This is a genomic window from Citrobacter sp. Cpo074 (assembly GCF_030332745.1).
GTDB lineage: Bacteria > Pseudomonadota > Gammaproteobacteria > Enterobacterales > Enterobacteriaceae > Citrobacter > Citrobacter portucalensis.
The window spans coordinates 462,960-479,769 of the sequence record NZ_JAOWHG010000034.1 but is presented as its reverse complement, the minus strand read 5'-3'; the positions used below and the strand labels follow the sequence as shown (position 1 = coordinate 479,769).

At 48.4% G+C, this 16,810-nt stretch carries 15 protein-coding genes, 1 tRNA gene and 1 pseudogene; 9 read left to right on the top strand and 8 right to left on the bottom strand.

Annotated features, from left to right (window positions below; genetic code table 11):
- Nucleotides 1–10 precede the first annotated feature (10 nt).
- A complete protein-coding gene (locus OGX83_RS20425) occupies nt 11–1,393 on the bottom strand; it encodes a glycoside-pentoside-hexuronide family transporter (RefSeq protein WP_103014665.1) in 1,383 nt (460 codons plus the stop codon).
- Between the two features lie 290 nt (nt 1,394–1,683).
- On the opposite strand from OGX83_RS20425, the gene OGX83_RS20420 reads away from it, so the two are divergent.
- A tRNA-Sec gene (locus tag OGX83_RS20420) sits at nt 1,684–1,778 on the top strand.
- A gap of 161 nt (nt 1,779–1,939) precedes the next feature.
- Nucleotides 1,940–2,065: pseudogene (locus tag OGX83_RS20415) on the top strand (integrase arm-type DNA-binding domain-containing protein); the annotation flags it as partial.
- A 139-nt stretch (nt 2,066–2,204) separates the two neighbouring features.
- Here the strand turns inward: OGX83_RS20415 and OGX83_RS20410 are convergent.
- From OGX83_RS20410 to OGX83_RS20400, 3 genes are read right to left on the bottom strand one after another with little or no spacing between them, the layout of a single operon-like run.
- A complete protein-coding gene (locus OGX83_RS20410; protein ID WP_257748587.1) occupies nt 2,205–2,894 on the bottom strand; it encodes a primase 1D-like protein in 690 nt (229 codons plus the stop codon).
- The gene (gene dgt, locus OGX83_RS20405) at nt 2,891–4,423 is read right to left on the bottom strand and encodes a dGTPase (protein WP_286588987.1); all 1,533 of its coding nucleotides are present in this window, start codon (nt 4,421–4,423) and stop codon (nt 2,891–2,893) included. Before dgt ends, OGX83_RS20410 begins: the two co-directional genes overlap by 4 nt.
- 7 nt (nt 4,424–4,430) lie before the next feature.
- Complete coding sequence (locus tag OGX83_RS20400; RefSeq protein ID WP_142878768.1) at nt 4,431–4,619, bottom strand: YlcI/YnfO family protein; 189 nt, start codon at nt 4,617–4,619, stop codon at nt 4,431–4,433.
- Nucleotides 4,620–4,747: 128 nt separating this feature from the next.
- On the opposite strand from OGX83_RS20400, the gene OGX83_RS20395 reads away from it, so the two are divergent.
- On the top strand, nt 4,748–5,038 hold the full coding sequence (locus OGX83_RS20395; RefSeq protein WP_286588985.1) for a SymE family type I addiction module toxin: 291 nt from the start codon (nt 4,748–4,750) through the stop codon (nt 5,036–5,038).
- Nucleotides 5,039–5,257: 219 nt separating this feature from the next.
- On the opposite strand, the gene misL is transcribed toward OGX83_RS20395, so the two are convergent.
- Together misL and OGX83_RS20385 are read right to left on the bottom strand one after the other, a co-directional pair.
- Entirely contained in the window at nt 5,258–8,062 is a 2,805-nt protein-coding gene (gene misL, locus OGX83_RS20390; protein WP_286588981.1) for an intestinal colonization autotransporter adhesin MisL, read from the bottom strand.
- 74 nt (nt 8,063–8,136) lie between these two features.
- On the bottom strand, nt 8,137–8,754 hold the full coding sequence (locus OGX83_RS20385; RefSeq protein ID WP_032945410.1) for a helix-turn-helix transcriptional regulator: 618 nt from the start codon (nt 8,752–8,754) through the stop codon (nt 8,137–8,139).
- 577 nt (nt 8,755–9,331) lie between these two features.
- Here OGX83_RS20385 and OGX83_RS20380 point away from each other — a divergent pair.
- The 3 genes from OGX83_RS20380 to OGX83_RS20370 all read left to right on the top strand — a co-directional run bounded on the left by OGX83_RS20380 (nt 9,332) and on the right by OGX83_RS20370 (nt 12,405).
- Complete coding sequence (locus tag OGX83_RS20380) at nt 9,332–10,105, top strand: winged helix-turn-helix domain-containing protein (protein WP_128611378.1); 774 nt, start codon at nt 9,332–9,334, stop codon at nt 10,103–10,105.
- Nucleotides 10,102–10,566: a YqeJ family protein gene (locus OGX83_RS20375; protein WP_003827183.1), complete on the top strand. Its 465-nt coding sequence runs from the start codon at nt 10,102–10,104 to the stop codon at nt 10,564–10,566. Before OGX83_RS20380 ends, OGX83_RS20375 begins: the two co-directional genes overlap by 4 nt.
- 342 nt (nt 10,567–10,908) lie before the next feature.
- Entirely contained in the window at nt 10,909–12,405 is a 1,497-nt protein-coding gene (locus OGX83_RS20370; RefSeq protein WP_032945412.1) for a C69 family dipeptidase, read from the top strand.
- A 36-nt stretch (nt 12,406–12,441) separates the two neighbouring features.
- On the opposite strand, the gene OGX83_RS20365 is transcribed toward OGX83_RS20370, so the two are convergent.
- Nucleotides 12,442–13,344: a LysR family transcriptional regulator gene (locus OGX83_RS20365; protein WP_234103334.1), complete on the bottom strand. Its 903-nt coding sequence runs from the start codon at nt 13,342–13,344 to the stop codon at nt 12,442–12,444.
- 238 nt (nt 13,345–13,582) lie between these two features.
- On the opposite strand from OGX83_RS20365, the gene OGX83_RS20360 reads away from it, so the two are divergent.
- Complete coding sequence (locus tag OGX83_RS20360) at nt 13,583–14,590, top strand: zinc-binding alcohol dehydrogenase family protein (protein WP_234692476.1); 1,008 nt, start codon at nt 13,583–13,585, stop codon at nt 14,588–14,590.
- A gap of 1 nt (nt 14,591) precedes the next feature.
- Nucleotides 14,592–14,897 (top strand): putative quinol monooxygenase, encoded by a 306-nt coding sequence (locus OGX83_RS20355; protein WP_191227999.1) that lies wholly within the window; start codon nt 14,592–14,594, stop codon nt 14,895–14,897.
- Nucleotides 14,898–14,936: 39 nt separating this feature from the next.
- Here OGX83_RS20355 and OGX83_RS20350 read toward each other — a convergent pair whose 3' ends face one another.
- The gene (locus OGX83_RS20350; RefSeq protein ID WP_286588975.1) at nt 14,937–15,713 is read right to left on the bottom strand and encodes an SDR family NAD(P)-dependent oxidoreductase; all 777 of its coding nucleotides are present in this window, start codon (nt 15,711–15,713) and stop codon (nt 14,937–14,939) included.
- A gap of 146 nt (nt 15,714–15,859) precedes the next feature.
- On the opposite strand from OGX83_RS20350, the gene OGX83_RS20345 reads away from it, so the two are divergent.
- Complete coding sequence (locus tag OGX83_RS20345; RefSeq protein WP_048227379.1) at nt 15,860–16,804, top strand: LysR substrate-binding domain-containing protein; 945 nt, start codon at nt 15,860–15,862, stop codon at nt 16,802–16,804.
- The last annotated feature ends 6 nt before the right edge of the window (nt 16,805–16,810 follow it).

Sequence of the window (16,810 nt, the reverse complement as noted above, 5' to 3'; positions counted from 1 at the left end):
CGTTGGTTCCTTAGTTCTGTAATTCTTTCGTCGAAAAATCCTGCTGATTGCGGTGCGCACCCTGAGCCAGCTGACTCATGATTTCCGTCAGATACGGCGTTTTCAGGGTATAGAAGCGTTTGGCAATCACGGCACTCAACAGGTAACAAATAGCCGGGACAATCGTGAACAATGCGATAATGATGCTAATGGTGGCGCTGTTCTGGGTTTTCGCTGCGGCATCGTAACCGCCGCCCGCCAGCATCCAGCCGATCATCGCCCCGCCGAGCGCCAGACCCAGCTTGAGCACGAACAGCGTGCCCGCGAAGCTGATCCCCGTCAGACGTTTTCCGTTACACCACTCGCCGTAATCAACGGTGTCGGACATCATCACCCACTGGATTGGCGTCACGAGCTGATGCAGTACGCCAATCACGAAGATGAAGGCGAACATGGTGAGGTTGGCGTGCATCGGCACGAAGAACATTGCCAGACTGACGACCGCCAGCAGGGCGTTCGTCCACCAGAAGACGCTGACTTTGCATTTCCAGTCAGTCAGCGGTTTTGCCAGCGCAGAGCCGATAAGATTGCCGACGCAATAGGTGGTGAGGAAGGCGACAAACACTTCCGGGGTACCCAGAATCCAGGTGACGTAATACATCATCGCCCCGCCGCGTACGCAGACGGCAAGGATGTTGAGGATGGTCAGCAGGCCGACGATGCGCCATTGGTCGTTCTGCCAGATGTCGCGCAGGTCTTCACGCATTGAGTTGCTGCTCGGCGGCGCTTCCACACGTTCTTTGGTAGTGAAGAAGCAAAACGCCAGCATCAGGAACGCCACAACCGAGAGCACGGCAATCCCGCCCTGGAAGCCCAACGCTTTATCTTCGCCGCCAATCAGATTCACCAGCGGCATCATCAGCACGGTGGAGAGCATGCCGCCCGCCGTCGCCAGCACAAAGCGCCATGACTGCAGGGAGATACGCTGCGTTGGGTCATTGGTTATCACACCGCCCAGCGCGCAGTAGGGAATATTCACCACGGTATAAAGCAGGGTCAGCAGCGTGTAGGTGATTGCGGCATAAATCATTTTGCCGTGCAGGCTGAGATCCGGCGTGCTGTAGGCGAGCACACAGACCAGACCAAATGGCAGAGCGCCAAACAGCACCCACGGGCGGAATTTCCCCCAGCGCGAACGGGTGCGGTCGGCGAGCAGTCCCATGCAAGGGTCTGAGATAGCATCCAGCGCGCGAGCCAGTAAGAACATCGTGCCGACAAAACCGGCCGGGATACCAAAAATATCGGTATAGAAGAACATCATATATAACATAACGTTATCAAAGATGATGTGGCTGGCGGCATCGCCCATGCCGTAGCCAATCTTCTCTTTAACGGACAAAATCTCACTTTTCATTACGCATCCTTGTTAGCACTTTCACACGCACTGATACCGGTTACAGTTCTTGTAAACCATCCCTGTGAGCGCGGGTATTCCGATATCTCGTTATCAAATTACGATTCTTGTTTTCTGTGATCAGAGTAGCGTCAAAAAATGTGTCTAAGTGTAAGTAATGGATTTTGCGGGGATTTATTTGAAACTGGTCATGGTATGGAGAAACGGAAGTTAAAAAAGTGAGTGAGGGGGTGTGGAAACGTTTGGAAGTAGCTATAATGCGCCCCGCCTCCATGTAGCAATCGAGGCGCGGAAGATCGTCATCTCCGGTGAGGTGGCTGGACTTCAAATCCAGTTGGGGCCGCCAGCGGTCCCGGGCAGGTTCGACTCCTGTGATCTTCCGCCAAAGTTCCTCCGCCACCATCCGAGAACGTCTAAAAATCCTTTATTTTCAACATACATAGTAAATCACTTATCCGTAACCGTCCGACAAGTTCTCCCTGAATCCATGAAAAATATGTATAGTGATGTGTATAGATTTTTTATACATATTTTTGACTTATACTCATGCCACTAACAGACATACAAATTAAACGAGCAAAGCCCCAAGACAAGCCCTATACATTGAACGATGGACAAGGTCTGTCATTACTCATCAATCCAGACGGCTCAAAAGCCTGGCGCTTCCGATTTCTCCGCCAAAATCTATATACTTATTCGCTTTCACTAGAGCTAAAATAATTTTTCATATAGAATTTGGATAAAAAATATTATCTGAATAAGGAGTCCCACCTCCTCATTCAGATAATCTACAAGATTCGTTCTAGAATTGTTAACCTTCAAAATTTCTTATACTTTCATTTGAGATCCCATTAAGATCACCAAATGAAGTTAGCTCATCATAGAAACCTTGCTCATTGAAGTAACCAATATGAGTAGGATACTTTTTATATTTTGACGTGTTTTTACTCCACCGCAGAGATGAATAACCAGCTAAAATTCTATGCCCAACCCACCTATCATCTATGATTTTTGAAGATCCTGGCATATTTAGTAATAATAGGCTTCCCATGAAACTTATCCATTCGTTTTGACTCAAAAGTCGATTTCCATATGCATGGTAAGAGCGTCCGCTACTATAAGCTTGAAACTCTAGCCCCCAATAACTACAAAATTCCTTTAGGGTGGGTTCGAATAATCGACTATCTTTACCTCCAAAGTCGATCAATGGCATATGAAATGCTGAACCAATATCGAAAACCGTCGAGTGCAACGCTAATTCTTCATCATCTTCTAGATCCATTAACAAATCAAATAATGATGATTTGTTTAAATCAGCAATAGGTAAAGTGAATACTATTCTTTCATCATAATATGATTGCGGAATATATTTATACTTACTAAATTCCAATCGTGCATTTCTTGTTAAAACATTACTGTACATGTATTGATGCAAAAGATCAGCCACCCAAAATATTGGGTGTCTATTGATTTTTATATTAAGCCCTCTCCATTTATTCATTTTATCTTTATTCCTCTTAATAAATGATAAATTTCCATTGAAAATTGATCCGTCATTCCAGAAACAAAATCAACAATCAAGTGGGCTCGTAACATCCATTCATCACAAATGTCTATTTCATTAATTTTATTCTTAAATAGTTCATCTGACCATTTATCATCTTTTATAGATAACTCCGAAACAGCAGCTTTATATGCATTTAAGTGTTTTTCTGGTAAGCGGTTAAACAAGCGCCTTTCAATATGAAGCTTATTTTCTTTAATACCATCAGAGTCATTGAGTAATAAATACAAGAACTCTTGTTTTGTGAGCGATAAAATTTTTAGATACTCATCAAGAATACCTTTTATTATAGCAAAACCGGATAACTCCATTTTTTCGGCTTCATATGAAGAGAATAAATTTTCTGATGTATAATCTTTCAATATCTCTAATACATCATACTCAAACTCATTCTTACATATGATTGTTTTATTAAACTTTAAGGATAAGAATAAATTATAGTTATCAACGAATTTTTTTGCTACCTGTGCTACTAAATAGTTTGAAAGATTGGTTTTAAACGAAAGAAAAGGACCAATTGAAGATTTTTTTCTTCCTTCTAAAATATCTATTAACTCATTGCAATAAACTGTTCTATCTGGATATTTATCTTTAAGTTCTGTTAACCGCTCAATCACAAATTTGAAAAAATGCTCTTCATGAATAATATCTTTTTCTATCCCATCTTCAATATCACTTATACAGTAAGAAATATCATCGGATGCCTCCATCAAAAAACCTAATGGGTGTCTTGTATTTTTTGGCATACCTAAACCGTCCCAAGTACTATAAATAATATCTTTTTCAGAGTTAAAGTATCCTATTTTTTTACTAAATGGTATTTTCTCGACATTATCTTCATGCTTAGGCTTATCACTAGGGCCATAAGTATACTTCAAAAAACTTGCTAGCTGGCTATATGTCAAATTGAGGCCATTATATCCATCTTCCCCCTGAAGTTTTGTTAGAATTCGAAAACCCTGCGGATTACCATCAAACTCGATAAAGTCTGATAAAATACAATCGATATTGACATCACAAGAATCACCCAATGCTTTTTTTAAAGCATCTATTGTTTTTTCTGAGCGAGCCCACTCTTTTATCGCTGCTTCACCAAAATGACCAAATGGAGGATTACCAATATCATGTGCTAAACACGATATCTCAACCATATTTGAAATTGCCTGACTATTTTCTCGCCAACATTTTTTTTGCTCGTCATTCAAAGCATCTGACTTATCAACTAACTCACAAATTACAGAAACTATATACCGTCCAATGTGAGATACTTCTATAGAGTGTGTTAATCGAGAACGTACCGCAGAATTACTTTCGAGAGAAAAAACCTGAGCCTTTTGTTGTAACCTCCGGAATGCCGCAGAATAAATTAATCTAGCACGATCACTTTGCGTTACTGCCAAAAAAGATAGTTGTTTATCTTTAGATTCAGAAACACGATGCCTTTTATCGGAAAGATACTTGTTCATTAATACCTCAAGATTTAGAATTTATTTTACTTAATTGCTCATGGACTAACCTAATTTTGCACGCATCTTTCACCCACTTACTAAAATTCCCTTTCCCCGCAGCTTTCTCAATCTGCTCCAGAAGCTCATCCTCAAATCGAATGTTCTTCATCGTGCTCTTCGTGCGGTCAAAATTTGGCTTTTTTTTCTCTTGCATGGTAGGTACCACTTAGGTTAGTTTATCATCATATGGTACCTACCATACGGATAATGAAATCTAACGGCGCCCTAAGGTGCTCGAACACCAAAGGGCGTCTAACCTCACCAACTATCAAGGAGTTGATTATGGCTGATTCGCATTCTACCCCAGACACCGACCAATCTGGAACCGAGCGTTCGGTAATTGTGGGATATCGCCCGAATGTTTTCGACAAATCCACACCCAAAATTATTCTTTCCGGCAAGTGGCTACGCGAAGCGGGGTTTGATACCGGGCAACAGATTAGCGTAAAAGTGATGAACGGTTGTATCGTCCTGATGATCTACGGCGAGCAGGAACAACGGTTGCAGGATGAGCTGCAAGAAGCAAATCAGAAGTTAAAAAGAATTGAGAGCACGCTGGCAACTCTCCAGTGAAGTACGTCTGAACCTGTAAGCATTAATTACAGGTTAGCCAGATGCCGGATGGCGCTAACGCTTATCCGGCCTACGAACTGCACACAGCAAAAAATAACGTTGCGGCCTTTCATTTTCAGTTGTTCGGTTTTACCGAACAACTGCAATAACCATCATATTTAATACGTAAAAAAGCCGCCGATCGGTTAATCAGCGGCTTTTCCATTACCTGCAACTACGTCAGAAGTTATATTTCACGCCGAGCATACCGCGGGTATCGCTGTAGCCTTTATCGCCGACTTGTTGGGCCACGTTGCTCCACACGTTGAGGCGCGGAGTGATTTGACCTTCAACGCCGACTTTCAGCTCGCCGATGTTTTTGGTGCCGCGCATGTCATTGCTCACATCGTCCATCTTCACGCTGGTCGTCTGCGTGTTGTGGATCCAGTTGGCTTCAACAAACGGCTGGAACTCGCGAGATTTACCGTCGTCGATGGCGTTGTGCCCGTTGATAAAGGCTTTCACACCCAGACGGGTCATCAGGTTGCCATCGGTGTTGTCCTTCACGCGGGTACCGTTCGCTTCGCGGTGACTGTCGGCTTGCACGTCCATCCATACCACCTGCGCTTTCGGTTGCAGCCAGTAGCTGTTGCGTTCGCTTTCACCCAGTTTGAAGCTGTAACCGGCTTCAACCGAAGCGGTTATCCCGCTGGATTTGTATTTCTCTGCTGCCTGCTCCTGGCCCATCACTTTGTTATCAAACCAGTTGTACAGCGCCCAGGTATCCACGTAGGTGCCGGTCTTGTCGGCGTCATTGGCATACCATGTGCCATACAGCCCCACGCTGTAACCGGTGACCTGGCCACGTGAATGGTAGCCGGTCAGGCTGGACTGCGTGCGGTTCTGGCTGTTGGCATAACCGGCCATCGCGCCGAGGTGCCAGCGGTCAAGACCGTCGCTACTCCACTGCGCCAGGTCGCCGCCTAGCTGCATCACATAGCTGTTGCTTTGGGTTTTCAACTGCCCGCTACCGTCTTTGAAGCGGGTATGCGCCCCAACGTTACGCATCCACAGGCTGGTAACTTTCTTCTCGCCTGTCAGCATATCGACGTACTGCGTTTCACCCAGACGATCGTGCAGTCGGGTCATAAACAGCGTGTTAGCCGCATAGTTGTTCGCCAGATAACTGCCTGCTTCCGGACGGTATTGCTGCTCAGTGACAGGAGGCGCAACAGGTTCTTCCGGCTCAGGGATAATCGGGTCTACAGGATCGACCGGGTCTGGATCAATAGGGTCAACCGGGTCCGGATCAACAGGGTCAGGGTCATGCGGATCGACGGGGTCCGGGTCTTCCGGATCCGGCGGAGCAGGAATAAAGCTGGTCAGATACCAGTTACCGCCTTTCTGCACCACGTTATAGTCGTACGCACCGGCAACAATACGGCCCGCTTTCTCAAAAGTACCGTCAGAATTACCGGCCACTTCGATGATCTCAATACCTTCAATGGTCTGCGCCCCGGTTCCGCCAATGTTATTCACCGCCACAAACGCATTACCCGCGGTGTTGCCGAGCACTTTCAGCTTGTCGGTTTCGGAGGTATCGTCATTCAGGACAGTATTGAAAACCAGTTTGCCGCCGTTCCCGGTAAAATCTTCATTGATGGTAAGCGTCTGCCACGGTTCGCCGTCAGCATGCCCAAAGTTCACCACTGACCCGCCGTTCAGCGTCAGGTCGGTGAGCGTTGAGCTGTTAGTCATGTTCCAGGTCGCGTCGCTCATTTGCAGCGAGATAACGCCCGTCCCGGCAGTGGCGCTGGTGATGTATGACGCCCCGCTCCACAACGAGTTGTCGGTCATGTTGAGCTTAATGGTACTGTTTTGCTGCGGCAAGCTGCTGGTTGCAGCAGTCGCGCCAGCGGCATGAAGATCGCCGTCGATAAGAAAACGCCCGCCAGTAGAACCGTCTACGATGCCGCCCGTTTCAGTGCTGATGGCATAACTTTCGTTGCTGTGATCGCCCGCCATGGTAATGGCGGCACCGCCTGCCAGGTTTATCGCCCCGCGTGAAGTCGCATACAGGCCGCGTGGCGCTTTGCTGTATGACGCCGCTTTCGCCGAACTGTTCACGTTGATCGTTGCGTTTTCACCAAGATTCACGGTCGCGTTGGTGGAATAAACCGCATGTGCGCTGACGCCGTTGACCGTAATCGTCGCGTTGTTGCCCAGTTCCGTTTTGGACGATGAGGCGGCATAAATCCCCGTTGAAGAAGCACCCGAAGTCTCAATGGTGGCGTCATTGCCAAGCAGTATCGAGGAACCGCTCTGCCCGGTGCGAAGACCCTCTGAACTGTCACCTGTCGTCACAATGTGTGCCCGGTCGCCGACCACAATTGTATTTTTGGCCTGCGTGGCGTCTTTCATCGCGTTTGCTGTGATACCACGTCCCTGGGAACCGGTGGTTTGAATATACAGATCGTCGCCGACGTAAATGCTGGCCGAGCCCTTCCAACCCTGGCTATAGGAGTTGTAACCGGCGTTAATACCGTCACCATCCTGACCGTCCACATAAATACTGGTGCGATCCCCGGTGATGATAAAGACCGGGTTATCCGGCGTATTGGCCCCGTGCGTGCGGATACCGTCAACATCTTTACCATTATTGGCGGCATTCTTCGACTGCGTGCGAATCGTCAGGTCGTCCCCAAAAATAACGCCCGGACTACCCGTTGTACTGTTCTGAATAACGGTAACAGAGTGCTCAAAAGCTTCAGCGCCGGGTCCATTAATCGTTAATCCATTGCCATAAACGGGAATCGTGCCCGCACTCCATTGATAAACATAATTCGGCATGGCGCTGGTTTTAGCGAAACTGGCATTTGCCTGCGCTGGAATTATTGCCTGCAATTCCGGGGGCAGACTGCTAACCAGTCCGGTGGAGGGTAGACTATCAACGTCAACCCATGCCGCTTGAGCTGAAAATACCATAGAGGTTAATGCGGCTGAAACCGCTATGGCAATACGAGAATAAGATTTGGGATTTGGCATATTAGCCTCCTGCTTTCAGGCGTAGAGCGTCCACCACATCGCAAGGATGTGAAAATAATAAAATTCAAAAAACGTTATAAAATATTCGACAATATTTGATGAATACTATGGCCTAACTTATCTTCAAGCCTGAGCTTGTAGACATATATTTTCTTAATATCGATATTATCTATTTTGGTAATTTGCTGAATACTTTTCCCTGACACAAAACGCTTCAGTAATATCATTTCAGTATAGTTAAGTGAGCGTCCACGTTTGCTGTTAGCGAGATGACCAGTAAAGAGTCGCCTAATTTTCTGATGTTGAACTTCGTCATCATCATCAGAATATATAATCCCTTGTATTTTATTGCTTTTGGACAGCCAGTAGTTGGCTAACGGCGCCAGGTTCCTGTCTGCTATCAACACAATATGCATACCGCTGTAGGCAAGCCGGTCAACCCATTGCGGGTCGGCAAACAGGCGCAGATTCGGGAAAGAAAAGTCCACAAAAATAAACCCACGCGACAAATGGTTTTGATTATTAAGCAGAAGCTTTTCAATAATTCCTTTTTGCAGAAAGCCATTCCCCTCAGGCCAGATCGCAAATGCGGCACGGTGACAGTAACTGGCACGAACCGCAGTATCCGGAAATAATTGACAGGATAATTCACAGCTTATGCAACGAACAGTCTGTGACGGTGATCTCTTCATCAAAAATGACTCCTGTTATTTTTCCATAAATATTTCATTGGTAAATAAATGTGTCAATCCAACACGTAGTACGTTCCTTGTCAGCTAATAACAGTGGCGCTAATAAAATGTAATAAACTCCTGATGCACTAATATGTATGGTCTGTGAGTAATACGATTGCGCTAAGCTTATTTACGCTTTATCTCAGAATAACAACCTATGCATTAGGAATTTTATGCATAAATTCAGATTCCAGGATAAACAGTAAAAAAGCACTATTTGCTAAAAAATAACCTGCGCAAAAGTTACTTACTAATTACGTAATTCTGATAACTCAATCACCCTTGTCATGTTGTGGACAAATATAAAGATAATTCAGATAAAACTGTAATGAATTCTCATTATTTAACCTTAGTTAATTCTCACCTAAGAAATAAGATCGCTAACATATTGTATTTAAAGATGTTTTAATGAATTAGTGAAATTCTTATCTTCGTTCATGAACAAAGAGTGAGGCGCATTTTCGATTTGGATGTAAAATTTAAAGGATGCGTTAGCACACGCTGTGATTCGTTTTGGTTACTGAGGGCTGGGCAATTGTACCTTATCAATCAGTTGGTCGAATTTAATCCTGATAGCAAAAGTCTGGTCAATCGTCAGACCGGGCGAGCAATTCAGCTCCAGCTCCCTGCCTCGCTCTGTTTTCTCTATTTAATTACTCACGCAAGTGACATTGTTTCCCAGAACACGTTGATGACAATTGGTTGGGGTGAAAGAAATAATGTGACCACCACCAACACATTTTACCAGGCTATTCTGACGCTACGAAACGCGCTGGCGGACGTGGGGTTGCCTCGTGATACGGTGAAAACTATTTCCCGACGCGGGCTCAGATTAAATGAGAATACGCAAGTAGAGACAATAATGCTTCAACAGAGTGAAGTTTCCCCGCCGCCGGTTATTGAAGAAATCCCCCCCGCAAAGATAATTCCTTCGACACCACAACAAACGACGCAGATACCCTGGTTTGAGGTTTTATTTAGCGCCAGTGTCGTGATTGCCACGTTGATCATCTGGCTGGTGTGGTATCAAACGCGCCCTGTTATGCCGTTTAGTAAATTTGTCCAGGCTTCCATGCAGACGCCATCGCGGCAAAATTGCAAAATCTATTACTCACCAAATGAACACGACCAGCAAGGCTATTTCAATCTGATGCAGTTACATCCCTATCTCTGTGAAAACAACAAGCACGTGTTTCTTACCGGTTACAGCAAAGCGGAAAGGATCGTGGCATTTGTCTGTGATAAAGATGCACGGGTGGATGCTAACGCATTTTGTACTACTCATTATTACTGGATGCGCGGGCAATGAAAAAAACACGCCACCTTATAGTGCTCGTGGCCGGGCTGGTTACTGTGCTCGGTTCAGGCGGATGGTTATGGCATTCACGCTATGCCGACAAACCGCTGAATTGCATCGGTAACATGGAATGGAATATTGGCAGCAACCGCTTTACGGGTACGTTATCGTTTCGGATGTACAACAGTGAAGGCCTGGCCACTATTACCGGCAAACTGTACGGGCGTAATACCTCAGACATTAGCAGGAACATCTATTTTAACTACACCCAAAAGCGCGATGCCCGGGTGCTACAGGCGATGCAGGTCGTCAAAACCTTCGCTGACACCGCTGATGAAGCGGATATTAACGACACATTACCTGGATTTTACCGCCAAAGCGGACGAAGCCTGAGCCTGGTCATGGAGGAGTATAAAGGTGCATGGATTTTTGCCAGCTCCAATGTGCCCTCGCTGTATTGCCGCAAAAGGTAGCGTCATATCCGGAAACAAAAAGTACGGCCCCTCAATGAAATTCACATTTGTCATCATTGACTTACGCGACATGGGTCACTGAATCCACACATAACCCATTGCTATTCTTCATCGCGAATCAGGAAACATCCTGAATATCATAATATCCGTTGCGTAATAATTAAGCGAAATGGGCGTTATATTTTGCCCAGAAGACTTCAACCTACGGATGGATATTTGGAGAAGACGTGGGCAGGGGCGTTTATCTCTCTCGCGAGCAATGTCTGAGCGTTCAGGCGTTATCGCATTTCAGGAAACGGTGTGTTTCCGGTGTATTTTTGGCGTACATATGAGGGATACGTAATGTTTACTTTTAAAAAGTGCCTGATTGCACTTTCTATAAATTTGGCCGTTGTTTCATCAGGTTTTGCTTGTACGACCCTGCTGGTCGGCAACGAAGCATCAGCGGACGGCTCCATGCTGGTCGCCCGTAGCGCAGACAGCGATGCCCTGAAAGCACAGCATTTTGTCATTCATCCGGCAAAGCAAAATCAGACCGGGGTATACAGCACCAAAGCACATAATGGTGCGAATGATTTTACCTGGCCACTGCCGAAAAACTCTCTGCGTTATACCACTGTCCCAAACTGGAAAACCCAACTGCACGGCGCGACCGGATTTAACGAGCTGGGTGTCGGCGTGAGCGGTACAGAATCCATTTTTGCCTCACCGAAAGCACTGGCCGCCGACCCGTACGTTGAGGATAAAGGGATCACCGAAGACGATATCCCGGATATTCTGCTGTCACAAAGTAAAACCGCACGTGAAGCTGTGGCGCTGTTGGGCCATATCGTTGAGACCGTCGGCGCAGGCGAAGGTTTTGGCGTTGCCGTCGTCGACGATAACGAGATCTGGTACCTGGAAACCGGTAGCGGCCACCAGTGGATGGCGCAGCGTCTGCCGAATAACCAGTATTTTGCCACCGGTAATCAGGGCCGCTTACAGGATTACGATCCTAAAAGTCCGGACATGATGGCGTCAAAAAACCTGATTCAATTTGCGACTGAAAAAGGGCTGTACGATCCGGCGAAAGACGGTAAATTCAACTTCTCCAAAGCCTATACCCGTGATGACGAGCGTGACCGCACGTATAACGACCCTCGCGTATGGACCATCCAGAAAGAGTTCAATCCTTCCGTAAATCAGGATATGGCCAAAGGGCGCGAATTCCCGGTCTTCATGACGCCAGAGAAGAAAATGACGCTGGACGATGTGAAAGCCGTGTTGCGTAGTCACTATGAAGGGACCAGCCATGACCCGTACACCAACGGTCTGAACGGCAAAGAGCCATGGCGTCCGGTCAGCGTTTTCCGTACCTATGAAGCGCACGTTATGCAGGTCCGTCCGTGGTTGCCAAAAGAGATTGGTGAAACGACCTACATTGGCCTGGGCATGGCTGACCTCACCGCCTTCGTTCCGTACTACAGCGGTCTGAAAGCGTATCCGGCTAACTACACGATGGGTACCGATAAAGCGGACGATCAGTCTATCTACTGGAAATATCGTAAATTACAAACGCTGACGATGACCGATTATCCGAAGCTCGCGCCAATCGTCAAAAAAGCCTACAAAGCGTGGGAAGACAAAGTGGCGAAGGAGCAAAAAGAGGTCGAAGCAGAGTATCTGAAGATGGCGAAAACCGATAAACCCGCCGCGGATAAGATGCTGAATGACTTCAACCTACGCATCATGGCCGACGCCGAGAAGCTGACGGAAGATCTAACCAATCAGCTATTTACCATCCGTACTAAAGACATTCAGTCTGATATTTTCTTTGCGAATGCAACGAAAAAAGACTGAGTAACGACGCGATAGTATTCTGGCGTAAAGCGCTTATTAGCTTTGCGCCAGCATTTCACACCGTGCCCTCACCGCCTCGTGCAGAAGGCGTACCGCGGTTGAAAGCTGCTTCCGATGCGGGCAAATCATATTCAGCGGGACTTTCTCTCCCTGATAATCCGGCATCAGCAGTTGTAATCGACCGTCACGCACATCCTCGCTGACATCCAGCCACGACTTGTACGCCACACCTTCTCCGGCAATCGCCAGGCGCCGGATCACTTCCGCATCGTCACTCATAATGGTGCCGTTAACCTGCACACTGCTGACCTCGCCGTTGCGCGTAAACGTCCAGCGATCGTGCAGGCGGCCGCGTAATACGAAAGTCATGGCGTTGAGCTGTGTTAAATCATCCAGTTTTTGCGGCGCGCCGTTTTGCTCAACCCATTCCGGTGATGCCACCAGCACGCGTCGGTTACCCGCTGCAACGGGCAGCGCAATGTAAGACGCGTCTTCGGTGTTGCCATAGCGAAACGCAACATCGACGGGGTCTTTAAAGACATCCGTTACCTGGTCGGAGAAAAAAATCCGCAGGCGCAGCGCGGGATAGCGGCGTCGAAACGACTGAAAGACCGGCAGCAGCAGGTTACGACCGAGATCGGAAGGCACGGCGATTTGCAGCGTGCCTGACACTTCATCTTCCGGGGTCTGAATTTTTTGCAGCCCGGCATGCATTACGTCCAGCATCTGGCGAGCATAGGGTAGCCAGACTTCACCTTCTGGCGTCAGGCGCAGGCTGCGCGTGGAGCGAGCGAACAAGCGGATAGCCAACGTAGACTCCAGGCGCTTGATAGCTGAACTGACCTGAGCAGGCTGAACGCCGACTTCGCGCGCGGCATCACTAAAACTATTCAGCGCCGCGGCGCGGACAAACAACGTGAGATCTTCAAGCCGGAACATTTTCACTCCCCGAGTATAAGTCCTGTCGCCATAGGGCTATTTTTCCCGTTCTGTTACCGGTTTACCATCAAATTATATCAACAGATATACCCTAAATAATTCGAGTTGCATGAAGGCAGCAAGAGAGTGAATCTCCAGGAGCATAGCAAACTATGTGACTGGGGTGAGCGAACGTAGCCAACGCACATGCAGCTTGAAGTATGACGGGTATAAACTGATTCCTGTGACCGGAGAGAATATGAAAGCCATCGCCATTACCCGCGCCGCGACCGACGGCAATAACATTGAATTTTTACAAGAGATTGACCTGCCCATGCCAGTTGCTACCGGGCACGATCTGCTGGTTGAAGTGAAAGCCATTTCCGTCAACCCCGTTGATACCAAGGTCCGCGAAGGTTTTAACGCTGATGTGCCGCGTGTGCTAGGCTGGGACGCCGTTGGCGTGGTGAAGTCCGTGGGCGAAGCCGTCACCCTGTTCGCACCCGGTGATGAAGTCTGGTACGCCGGAGCGCTCGGCCGCGCTGGCAGTAACAGTGAATTTCAGCTGATTGATGAACGTATTACCGCGCTGAAGCCAAAAACACTGGATAATGCTTCTGCTGCGGCGCTGCCACTGACAGCTATCACCGCCTGGGAAATGCTGTTCGACCGTCTGGGCGTTGAGGAAAATGGCAATGAAGATGATGTATTATTGATTGTTGGCGCGGCTGGCGGCGTCGGTTCTATTCTGACACAACTGGCCAGTAAGCTGACCAAAATGACCGTCATCGGTACCGCATCGCGTCCGCAGAGCCAGAAATGGGTACGTGAAGCGGGCGCTCATCATGTGATTGACCACAGCAAGCCGTTGACGGAAGAGCTGGCACGGATAGGCATTAAAGAGGTGACGCACGTTGCCAGCCTGAACAATACCGAGCAGCACTATTCGCAAATTATTGCCGCACTGGCGCCGCAGGGCAAACTGGCGCTGATTGACGATCCTCAATCTCTCGATGCGCGCCCGCTGAAGGCCAAAAGCATTTCGCTGCACTGGGAGTTTATGTTTACCCGTTCGATGTTTACCACCCACGACATCATTGCGCAGCATCAGTTACTGACCCGCGTGGCGCAGCTGATCGACGACAGCACCCTCCGTACCACGCTGGGCGAACATTTTGGCGCGATTACCGCGGCAAATCTGCAAAAAGCCCACACGCAAATTGAAACCGGTCGCTCGGTCGGCAAGATTGTGCTGGAGGGGTTTTAACATGTCTGATTCTGACGTGATTTCAATTATTGCGGTACTGAAAGCCAAACCGGGGAAAATAGACGCACTGAAACAGGCGCTACAAGCTCTGCTGCTGCCCACGCGTCGGGAGCCGGGCAATATTGAATATGCCCTGTTCCAGTTACGCGACACGCCGGATGTGTTCTACGTGCGCGAATCCTGGCGCGGTCAGGCCGGTCTGGATGAGCATATCGCTCTGCCACATTTCCAGGCGTTCATTCTACAAATGAACGATCTGCTAGCCGAACCGCTACGGCTGGATTATCTGACGCCGATTGCGCCTTAATGTCTCGACGCTCCCCCGCAGCTATGCGGGGGATTTACATCAGCCATTACGTCCGGCCATAACACCGCCATCCACATCCCAGATAGCGCCAGTTACCCATTGCGCTTTGTCTGACAACAGGAACGCGACGGATTCAGCCACATCACGCGGCGTACCAACCCGACCAATCGGATGGAAGCTGTCAAAGCTGCTCATCACACCTTGTACGTCTTCTTTCGGGATAAATCCTTCGTAGATAGGTGTATGCACCACTGCTGGCGAAACGGCATTGACGCGGATCCCATTCGCCCCCAGCTCGATGGCCAGATTTTTAGTTAATGCATGCAGGCCCGCTTTTGCCATTGAGTACGCTGAAGAAGGTGTTGCGCCAATTGCCTGTTGCGCCCACATCGAACCAATATTCACGATGGCACCCTGGATGTTAGCCGCCACCATATTACGCACGACATCGCGGGTGATAAAAAACGTCGCGCGGTTGAGGCTCATGTACAGTTCATAATCTTCAACTTCATGATCAGTGAAAGGTTTTGGGAAAAAAACCCCAGCTGCATTTACTAACAGGTTGATGTCTTTGTGCTCAGCATTCACCGTTGCCATCACCTGCTTAACGCCCGCTTCTGACATCAGATCCGCCACAATGACAGAGACGTTACCCAGTTCCGCCAACGCCTGACGGGCCCGTTCCGCTTTCTCGGCGCGATTGCCAACCAGCACCACTCGACCACCACCCTGGAGGATCAGTTTTGCGGTTTCAAATCCGATACCACTGGTACCGCCCACCACTAACAGTTTTTTGCCGACAAATAATGTGTTCATCGCTAGCCTCGTTTCACGTATTCGTTAATGCGCTAACAATGCCACTCCCCTGAGGCGCTGACGAATGAGAAGAAATAGCGAACCGAGAAAGAAAATCTATCTCGATGGCATATACTGAAGATATTCACAAAACGGGAAATGACCTGATGCGCTCGCTTAATCGGCTTAAATGGTTACACGCTTTTGAGGCCACTGCCCGCCACGGCAGTTTCACTGGTGCGGCGCAGGAACTGGGGGTCACTCCGGCTGCCGTTGGGCAACTGGTTCGTGCGCTGGAAGACTGGGTTGGCCACCCGCTGCTGCATCGTACCCGTTCAGGCAAAGAGCGTCTCACGCTGGTCAGCGAAGCACAGGACGCGTTGCGCGAGATAACCCAGGGACTGGATAGTCTGGAATCTGGGCTGAACAAGTTACGCGGTCGGCGAGCGCGCTCGGTGGTGATTATCACGGCCTCTCAGGTACTGGTGATGAACTGGCTGATGAGCCGCCTCAATCGTTTCTCACAAGCGCATGAAAACATAGAATTACGCTTGAACGTGACGGAAAAGCTGATGGATGTTGCTCATGGCGAAGCGGATCTGGGCGTACGTTGCGGTAAAGGCGACTGGCCTGGGGTAAATAAAACCTGGCTGATGGATGAAGAAGCGGTTCTGGTTTGTAGCCCACGTATTGTGCCAGTAGATAAAATATCCTGTGGAGAATGGTTGGCCGCACAGAAGCTTATCCATGATGACACTCCCCACCCCGGCGCCAATTTCCCGGGCTGGAATGATGTCCTGACCGCCACCCAGGCACCTGCCGTTCGCGACAGTGGATTGCACATCAACTCTACCTCTGCAGTGATTCTGGCGGCGCTCAGCGGTCAAGGTGTCGCCATTGTGCGTAGGGCATTGGTGCAGCAGCTACTGACAGACGGACAACTGGTTCAGCTTCATCCCAACACCCGCTGGCCTCTGGCGTGGTCTTACTACATTGTTACGCCACAGCACGCGGTAATGCGCCCGGAGGTAAAAGTCTTTAATGACTGGCTGATTGCGGATGTGCTGGCAGAAATCACAACCATCTCTGCTATGATGCCTGCACACAAATAAAACAAA